The following is a 9,572-nucleotide window of genomic DNA, read 5'->3' as shown; positions in this document are numbered from 1 at the left end:
CGACAGCGCACTTAATAATCAAATCGATATATTCAGTGTAATTTATAGACATTTACTGTCGAAAAAAGTTTCAAATAATATAAATCATATTTAAATATCCCCATCCCCCTTACTCAATAAAAACATAAAGTATAAAAAAAGAGGCTTATATAAGCCTCTTTTTGGTTTAGTGTTATCTATTACTGCTTCGCGATTATCTTATTGTCATCTAAATCTAAGATAATCTCTTTGCCCGGTAATAATTTGCCAGACAAGATATCTTGAGCTAATGGATTTTCAACCTCTTGCTGGATAGCCCGTTTTAATGGACGAGCACCATAAATTGGATCGAATCCAACTTCACTCAATTTCTCTAATGCAGCCCCAGTGATAGTAACGTGATAACCACGCTCTTCTAAACGCTGGTATAAACGACGCAATTGAATTTGTGCAATCGCTGCAATGTTTTCTTTACCTAATGGGTGGAATACCACAACTTCATCAATACGGTTGATAAACTCTGGTCTGAAATGATGGCCAACAACATCCATCACAATGTTTTTCATTTCAGGATAATCAATTGTCCCGAAGCGTTCTTGAATTAAATCAGACCCCAAGTTCGATGTCATAATCACAACTGTATTACGAAAATCGACTGTTCTGCCTTGTCCATCCGTTAAACGACCATCATCCAATACTTGTAATAAAATATTGAATACGTCTGGATGCGCTTTTTCAACTTCATCTAATAAAATGACTGAATAAGGGCGACGGCGAACGGCTTCTGTTAAATATCCACCTTCTTCGTAACCAACATATCCTGGAGGTGCACCCACTAAACGAGAAACGGAGTGTTTTTCCATAAATTCAGACATATCGATACGAACCATTGCATCATCACTATCAAACAAGAAGTTCGCTAATGCTTTACACAACTCAGTCTTACCTACCCCAGTAGGCCCTAAGAATAAGAACGAACCAATTGGACGATTTGGATCAGATAATCCAGCACGGCTACGACGAATAGCATTAGATACTGCACTCACAGCCTCAGCTTGACCAATAACACGTCTATGTAGCTCTTGTTCCATTCTTAGCAGTTTTTCACGTTCCCCTTCTAGCATTCTAGATACAGGAATACCTGTCCAACGAGCCAAGATTTCAGCAATTTCAGCATCAGTGACTTTATTACGTAACAGCTTCATATGTTTATCTTCAGCTTTATTAGCTTCAGCAAGCTGTTTTTCTAACGTCGGGATTTGTCCATATTGGATCTCTGACATTTTCGCCAAATCACCGCTACGGCGAGCTTGTTCTAATGCAATACGAGCCTGCTCTAATTCAGATTTAATATGTTGAGTGCCAGTAAGTTCTGCTTTTTCTGCTTTCCACTCTTCTTCTAAAGCAGAATACTCTTTCTCTTTTTCAGCAAGTTCTTCATTTAGCATCTCTAAACGTTTTTTACTTGCATCATCAGACTCTTTTTGCAGTGCTTGTTGTTCAAGTTTCAGCTGAATAATACGTCTATCAAGTCTATCTAATGCTTCTGGTTTTGAATCCATCTGCATACGTAGGCTTGCGCCCGCTTCATCAATTAAGTCAATCGCCTTATCTGGTAACATACGGTCAGAGATATAACGATGAGATAAAGTCGCAGCCGCAACAATCGCAGGATCTGTAATTTGAACATGATGATGAAGTTCATAACGTTCTTTCAGACCACGTAAAATAGCAATAGTATCTTCTACAGTTGGCTCAGCCACATACACTTTTTGGAAACGACGCTCTAATGCCGCATCTTTTTCAATATATTGACGATATTCATCAAGTGTTGTTGCACCCACACAGTGTAATTCACCACGAGCTAATGCCGGCTTTAACATATTTCCCGCATCCATAGCACCGTCAGCTTTACCTGCGCCAACCATCGTATGTAATTCATCAATAAACAGAATGACACTGCCTTCCTGTTTAGATAAATCATTTAAAACAGCTTTTAAACGTTCTTCAAATTCACCACGGTATTTAGCACCTGCTAATAACGAGCCCATATCTAAAGAAAGTACACGCTTATTCTTTAAACCTTCAGGGACTTCACCATTAACAATACGTTGAGCCAAACCTTCAACAATGGCCGTTTTACCAACCCCTGGTTCACCAATAAGCACAGGGTTGTTTTTAGTACGGCGTTGTAGAACTTGAATAGTTCTTCTTATTTCTTCATCACGACCAATAACAGGATCGAGTTTGCCTTGTTCTGCTCTTTCCGTTAAATCCACAGTATATTTTTTCAATGCCTGACGTTGGTCTTCTGCATTTTGATCGTTCACTGTTTCTCCACCACGTATTTTTTCAATCGCTATCTCAAGACTTGCTTTATTCGCTCCGGCAGCTTTTAGCATATCAGCAACTTGCCCACCGGTTTCCATAGCAGCTAAAAGAAAGAGCTCTGACGAAATAAATTCGTCACCTTTTTTCTGTGCCAATTTATCGCACAAGTTAAGGTGCTTAATTAAATCATTTGAGGGATGAACCTCTCCACCAGCACCTTCGACTTTAGGTAATCGAGACAAAGCATCATTAATTCGCTCATTAAATTGCGATGCATTAACACCTACGGATGTTAATAGAGGGCGAATTGAGCCACCTTGTTGATTAAATAACGCACTCAGTAAATGTATGGGTTCTATAAATTGATTATCGTTCCCAAGTGCCAATGACTGGGCGTCTGCGAGAGCTTGCTGGAATTTGTTGGTTAATTTATCCAGACGCATAACACCTCCAAGTAAAATTTAAAGTAAAATTCGTAACTGGAGAATAGATGAGGTCATTTTGACAATATTCAAGCTCAAAATAAAAATTTTGAGCAAAAATATTCATCAATATTTGAGATAAGTGAGAAAAAACGTTGAGAGGAAGTTTATTTAATCCAGATTAATGATGCCATTCGCCCAGTTACATGCTCTCGTCTATAAGAAAAGAAGCGCGATGGATCAGTTACAGTACAAAAATCGCCACCATAAATCTGAGTTATTCCACTTTCCTGTAAGATTATTCTCGCTAACATATAAATATTAGCTAAATATTTACCATTATGGGGAATAAATGCAGATTCAAAGGCAATATTTTTCTCTATAAACGCCAAACGGACTTCTGCACCAACCTCAAAAGCAGTTGGTCCAATTGCTGGCCCTAGCCATGCCATAATTTGATCTTTAGGTGCTTTAAACTGCGCAAGTGTATTCTGTAATACACCATGGCAAAGCCCTCGCCATCCACCATGAGCGGCGCCAACTTCTGTTCCATCAACAGTTGTAAAAAGGACTGGCAAACAATCTGCCGTCATAATTGCGCAAACTTTTTTCACGGTAGAGGTGTAAAGGGCATCACCTTGTATTTCATTATTTTTCTCAGTATTTAGCGTAACAACATGAGTGCCATGAACTTGTTCAAGCCATAGTGGCATTTCAGGCAATTGAGCTTGCTGGCAAAGTCTGCGTCTATTTTCTTCAACATCAGACAATTTATCACCAACATGAGTACCTAAATTGAGGCTGTTATAAGGCGGTAGACTAATCCCACCTTCTCTCAAGGTACTGCAAGACCCAATATTTTCAGGTTGTGGCCAATCTGGAAAAATCAATGAAGTCATTTACCAATCCATTTCATCTTTAAACTGTTCAACGTCAGCTTTTAGCACATCGATAAGCTTAACCATATCATCAGGCAATGGTGCATGCCATTCCATTTCAATACCTGTTATTGGATGATAAAGACGTAGCATCGTTGCATGTAGCGCTTGTCTATCAAATAAGCGTAACGTTTCACGTAATTCATCTGAAGCCCCTTTTAAAGGACGAGGTCTTCCTGCATAAAGCTGATCACCGATTAAAGCATGGTGAATATGAGCCATATGAACACGAATTTGGTGAGTACGACCGGTTTCTAAACGTAAACGCAAACGTGTATGAGCACGGAAATGCTCCATAACACGATAATGTGTTACTGCTGGTTTACCCATTGGGTGCACAGCCATATGTGTCCGTTTAGTTGGATGTCGAGAAATAGGCTCATTCACTAATCCTCCCGCAGTCATTCTTCCTGTTGCAACCGCTTCATACTCACGCGTGATTTCACGACGTTGTAAAGCTTCAACTAAATGCGTTTGAGCAGGAACTGTTTTTGCAACAACCATTAAACCTGTTGTATCTTTATCCAATCGATGGACAATACCCGCACGAGGTACATTAGCAATCTCTGGATAGCGATAAAGTAATGCATTTAATACGGTGCCATCAGGATTACCCGCACCAGGATGAACAACGAGATCTCTTGGCTTATTGATAACTAAAATATCGTCATCTTCATAAACGATATTTAACGGAATATTCTGAGGCTCCCAGCGAACTTCCTCTTCAATTAAGGCATCGACTTCAATTTTTTCACCGCCAAGCATTTTTTCTTTTGGCTTATTGATGATTTTATCGTTAACCTGCACTCTATTGTCTAAGATCCACTCTTTTATACGAGATCTTGAATAATCAGGGAACATTTCGGCCAAAGCCTGATCTAAGCGTTGACCCAGCTGTGAATCTGCGACTGTAGCATTAAGTCGTATTTGTTGAGACATAAATAATTTTCTATTAATTAAGTTAGTGTTTTGACGGCACAGCCGTTTCATTTAAAATGAGTTATAGTGTAACCGATTTCAGGGGAGCTTCACGGAGAGACTCCCCAAACCTATTCAGAGGATAATCAATACGTGATGAGACGCATTAAATACCTGGTGGCAGCGGCCACTGTAAGCCTGTTACTTGCTGGCTGTTCGAGTTCAGACAAAGACGTTACTGCCGATATGTCGCCTTCTGAGCTTTACTCAACCAGTCAGGAAAAATTGCTAGATGGCAATTATGGAGCGGCTATCAAACAATTAGAGTCTCTCGATAATCGCTATCCTTTTGGCCCTTACTCGCAACAAGTTCAACTCGATCTGATTTATGCTTATTATAAATCAGCGGAACTACCAATGGCGATTTCTGCAATCGACCGTTTTATGCGATTAAACCCAACCCATCCTAATATCGACTATGTTCTTTATATGCGAGGCTTAACAGCTCAAGCATTAGATGATAGTGCATTACAAGGATTCTTTGGTATTGATCGTTCAGACCGTGATCCTCAACATGCTATCGTGGCATTTAAAGATTTTAGTCAATTAGTTCGTTACTATCCAGACAGCCTTTATGTCGCCGATGCAACCAAACGCCTAGTCTTTCTTAAAAACCGTTTAGCGAAGTATGAGCTTTCTGTTGCGAAATTCTATACTAAACGAGGGGCTTATGTCGCGGTTATTAATAGAGTAGAGCAAATGATGCGCGATTATCCTGACACACAAGCTACTCGTGACGCGCTTGTCTATATGGAAAACGCTTATAAAGAATTAGGTCTGACGCAAGAAGCAGAAAAAGTAGCTTCACTAATTGCAGCCAATCCAGCCTAACAAAAACATCACCATCAAAAACAGCAGCTTATCGCTGCTGTTTTTTTATTCTTTTCTAGCTAAATTGTCTTTGCTTTTCATCAGCCCAACCTTCCTAATATGACTGAATAAATGCAACTTAACAAGCGGTCTTTTTCAGCTATTTATCATTTGTCACGTTTCTATTACTAGTTACACATACATCTAACAAAAAGTGATTTTGATCATGTTTTAAATTGTGTATCACGATATTCTGAAGTTATCGAAGACGGAGTAATAAAGAGGTAACTATATGATTATAAATATTACTAGCAAACAAATGGAAATTACCCCAGCACTACGTGAACACATTGAAAGCCGTCTAACTAAACTCAATAAATGGCAGGTGAATTTAATCAATCCTCATATTATTCTTACGAAAGATCCTAAAGGTTTTAGTGTTGATGCCAGCATTCATACACCAAATGGGCAATTGGTCGCTAATGCACAACACACTGATATGTATGTTGCAATTAATGAATTACTCGCAAAACTTGAACGTCAATTAAACAAAGTTCAGCATAAAAACGAATCTCGTCGGGCTGATAACAGCCTGAAAGAAGAGAATTTACTTGTCGATGAAATGTAAATAGTAAAGCAAGATTAAAAATTAGAATAAATCACTGACTCAAAACGCCTCTGCGCATCCTCGTGATGCGCTTTTTATTGTATTTTTCTTGACTCTATTCACATCATCATGTTTGATAGCGATATGTTAAATAATTTACCAATCAATATAATGAAAAAACATTCACATTTGCCTTTCTTCTTTTTCTTTCTACTCTTTCATTAAGAGGCTTTGTCATTTCAGAAAGAAAAGTAAGAACGACAATAGCCTCCAAAATTGGAGGCTTTTTTATTTATGATGGCATGACATAACGGTATAGGGCTTAAACATGGAAAAACTCGATTTATCAGCAATCAGAGATAAAATCACAATGTTAGATTCAGAATTACTAACATTGTTAGCAAACAGACGTCAATTATCTGCTGATGTTGCTCAATTTAAATTGAATACACATCGCCCTATTAGAGATAAAAATCGTGAGCGTGAATTACTTGATTTATTGATTGAGAAAGGAAAAAACGTTGGGCTAGATGGTTTTTATATTAGTCGTATTTTTCAAATGATCATTGAAGACTCTGTCTTAACGCAACAAGCCATTCTACAACAACATCTTAATGCAACACCGAATGAATCAGCCAGAATTGCTTATTTGGGGCCTAAAGGCTCTTATTCACATATTGCTGCTCGTCAATATGCAGCCCGCCATTTTGATAGCTTCGTTGATTGCACTTGCCAGAAATTTGATGACATTTTTACACTTGTCGATACAGGCCAAGCTGATTACGGTTTACTACCTATTGAAAATACCAGTTCAGGGGCAATTAATGATGTTTACGATTTACTGCAAACAACATCAATCTCTATTGTTGGAGAAATTCGCATCCCTATTAATCATGCGCTTTTAACAAGTGTTGATAGCAGTACAGAAGAGTTGCAAACTATTTATAGTCATCCTCAACCCTTCCAACAATGCAGTCATTATTTAAATCAGTATCCAAACTGGAAAATTGAATATTGCGAAAGTACAGCTGCTGCAATGGAAAAAGTAGCTCTTGCACAATCACCACTTGTTGCGGCTATTGGTAGTGAAGCCGGTGGCTCTCTTTATGGTTTAAAACCTTTAGCTAATAATTTAGCAAACCAGCAAATAAACGTAACACGCTTTATTGTTATTGCACGAAAAGCCATTGATGTTTCAGAGCAAGTACCCGCTAAAACAACCTTCTTAATGGCTACTGGGCAACAAGCGGGTGCATTAGTCGATGCATTAATGATTTTAAAAAAATACGACATTATTATGACGAAACTCGAGTCTCGTCCTATTAATGGCACACCTTGGGAAGAGATGTTTTATATTGATGTTCAAGCAAATTTACGTGATATTAATATGCAAAAAGCCTTACACGATTTATCACAAACAACACGTTCATTAAAAGTATTAGGTTGTTATCCTTCCGAGAATGTCGTTCCTGTTGAAGTAAAATAATAAAACGATCCACTAATAAATAAGCCAGATAGTACATCACCTATCTGGCTTTTTTTATCTCATATTCTTACTTTGTCACTCATTATAAGAAGCCATACATCGCTGCAAATATCCAACCAAAGACACAGGAAACAGTTACACCAATTAATCCTGGTAGAATAAAGCTATGGTTAATAACAAATCGCCCTATTCGAGTTGTACCAGAACGGTCAAATTGAATAGCGGCTAAGTCACTAGGATAAGTAGGAAGAATATAGTAACCATAACAAGCAGGTGCAGATGCAATGATATAAGCAGGATCAACGCCAATACCCAATGCTAAAGGAACAATAGCTGCTAAAGCCGCTGCTTGTGAATTAACAAACTTAGATACCAATAATAAGACAACTGCATAAGCCCAAGGATATTCTCGTACTAATTGTCCTAATGCAGCTTCTATTTCTTTCATATGTGCAGAGAACATTGTCTCTGCCATCCAAGCAATACCATACACGGCAACAATTGCTATCATCCCTGAACGAAATACTTCATTTTTAGAAATAAGAGAAGGGTTGGTTTTACAGATAATAATAATTGACGCGCCAGCTAATAACATAAACATTTGAATAACGAGCACCATAGATAATGGCTTGCCATTAAATACAGGACGTATTTCAGAGAAAGCACCTAATATTGCCACAACAGCAATTGCACCTAAGAAAATCCACATTGCTACCCAGTTTTTCATAGGGAGCTTTTTATCTAGAAGTGTTGCTGTATCACCATAAACATAATCATGGTTTTCAGGAACCGAAACAAATTCTTGGAAGCGTTGGTCTTTATCTAAATCTTTTCCTCTAAACCAGCTAAAGATACCAATGGCTAAAATACCGATAAAAGTAGAAGGAATAGTAATTGCTAATAAATCTAAAAATTCAAGGTGTTTACCATTAAAAGTCACATCACCGAGCATTGCGACTAATGTAACAACGGCAACGGAAACTGGACTGGCAATAATCCCCATTTGAGAGCCGATTGTACTTGCCGCCATTGGTCTTTCCGGACGAATATTATTTTTAATCGACACATCATAGATTATTGGCAATATGGTATAAACAACGTGCCCAGTACCACATAATATTGTAAGAGTACAAGTTACGAGTGGTGCAACAATAGAAATATATTTTGGATTTTTACGTAATAATTTTTCTGCTATTTGCAACATAACATCTAATCCACCAGATGCTTGTAATGTTGCTGATGCAGAAACAACGGCAATAATAACTAACATTACATCAACAGGTGGTTTTCCTGGAGGGAGGTTAAAAACAAAAACTAAAATAACCAAACCTACACCACCTAATAGACCTAGTGCAATTCCTCCCTTTCTAGCCCCATAAAATAGACACACTAATATAATGGCGAGTTGTATTAAAAAATCCATAAATTACCCCTTGAAAAACACGTCGAAATATAAACAAAAAATAATACAATGAAATTTTTAGCACTTATTGCAAAAAAAAGAGCTTATAAAATATAATTTACGATAATTGTTATAGGAATTTTTTTGATCATTGTTATAATTTTAATAATACCTTTTAATTTCATTCATTTTTAAGATCTCATCAACAAATAACTTTTAATAAAAAGACAATCTTGAACATTAATTATTATTAAATTAAACTCTGAGATAACAATTAAATAACAATAAACACAAGATGTATTAATCTATTAATAAATATAGATATTTATCTTATTGTTTTTAAATGTATATTTATATTTCTCTACTTTTATTTTCTAAGTAAAAATATGTGATTCTTATCTATTATTAAATGGAGGGAAAGAATATGAACACTTTTATCATACTGATTTTAAGTCTATTTTTTACCAATAACGTAGATGAAATTAAATTAAAAGAGGGTTATCACACTTACTCACTAACGTCTCAAACGGATTTGAAACGTTGCACAGTAAGCCCATGTCCAGATCCTAAAGATTATTAACTTTTAAGCATTTTGTTTTAAAAGGAGTTATTATGAATA

General features: G+C 37.1%; 8 protein-coding genes and 1 other annotated feature. Of the genes, 4 read left to right on the top strand and 4 right to left on the bottom strand.

What is annotated here, in order from left to right; translation table 11 throughout:
• Nucleotides 1–179: 179 nt before the first annotated feature.
• From clpB to rluD, 3 genes are all read right to left on the bottom strand, one after another.
• A complete protein-coding gene (clpB, locus tag ACNART_RS06080) occupies nt 180–2,753 on the bottom strand; it encodes an ATP-dependent chaperone ClpB (RefSeq protein ID WP_196534248.1) in 2,574 nt (857 codons plus the stop codon).
• A gap of 146 nt (nt 2,754–2,899) precedes the next feature.
• Nucleotides 2,900–3,631, bottom strand: coding sequence for a purine nucleoside phosphorylase YfiH (gene yfiH, locus ACNART_RS06075; protein ID WP_198620966.1), 732 nt, complete (start codon nt 3,629–3,631; stop codon nt 2,900–2,902).
• Complete coding sequence (gene rluD / locus ACNART_RS06070; protein ID WP_075672439.1) at nt 3,632–4,609, bottom strand: 23S rRNA pseudouridine(1911/1915/1917) synthase RluD; 978 nt, start codon at nt 4,607–4,609, stop codon at nt 3,632–3,634.
• Between the two features lie 135 nt (nt 4,610–4,744).
• On the opposite strand from rluD, the gene bamD reads away from it, so the two are divergent.
• From bamD to pheA, 3 genes are all read left to right on the top strand, one after another.
• A complete protein-coding gene (gene bamD / locus ACNART_RS06065) occupies nt 4,745–5,479 on the top strand; it encodes an outer membrane protein assembly factor BamD (RefSeq protein ID WP_198620999.1) in 735 nt (244 codons plus the stop codon).
• Nucleotides 5,480–5,750: 271 nt separating this feature from the next.
• Nucleotides 5,751–6,086: a ribosome-associated translation inhibitor RaiA gene (gene raiA, locus ACNART_RS06060; protein WP_109374392.1), complete on the top strand. Its 336-nt coding sequence runs from the start codon at nt 5,751–5,753 to the stop codon at nt 6,084–6,086.
• A gap of 154 nt (nt 6,087–6,240) precedes the next feature.
• Nucleotides 6,241–6,358 (top strand) — a sequence feature (Phe leader region).
• Between the two features lie 35 nt (nt 6,359–6,393).
• Nucleotides 6,394–7,551 (top strand): bifunctional chorismate mutase/prephenate dehydratase, encoded by a 1,158-nt coding sequence (gene pheA / locus ACNART_RS06055; protein WP_196534250.1) that lies wholly within the window; start codon nt 6,394–6,396, stop codon nt 7,549–7,551.
• 82 nt (nt 7,552–7,633) lie between these two features.
• Here the strand turns inward: pheA and ACNART_RS06050 are convergent, their stop codons facing one another.
• A complete protein-coding gene (locus ACNART_RS06050; protein ID WP_196534251.1) occupies nt 7,634–8,974 on the bottom strand; it encodes an anaerobic C4-dicarboxylate transporter in 1,341 nt (446 codons plus the stop codon).
• A 403-nt stretch (nt 8,975–9,377) separates the two neighbouring features.
• Here ACNART_RS06050 and ACNART_RS06045 point away from each other — a divergent pair, with 403 nt between their 5' ends.
• On the top strand, nt 9,378–9,533 hold the full coding sequence (locus ACNART_RS06045) for a hypothetical protein (protein WP_198620968.1): 156 nt from the start codon (nt 9,378–9,380) through the stop codon (nt 9,531–9,533).
• The last annotated feature ends 39 nt before the right edge of the window (nt 9,534–9,572 follow it).

The sequence above is a fragment of the Proteus sp. LHD240705 genome (assembly GCF_047921555.1).
Lineage (GTDB): Bacteria > Pseudomonadota > Gammaproteobacteria > Enterobacterales > Enterobacteriaceae > Proteus.
Note: the sequence above shows the minus strand (reverse complement) of the source record. Positions and strands in the feature narration are given on the sequence as shown.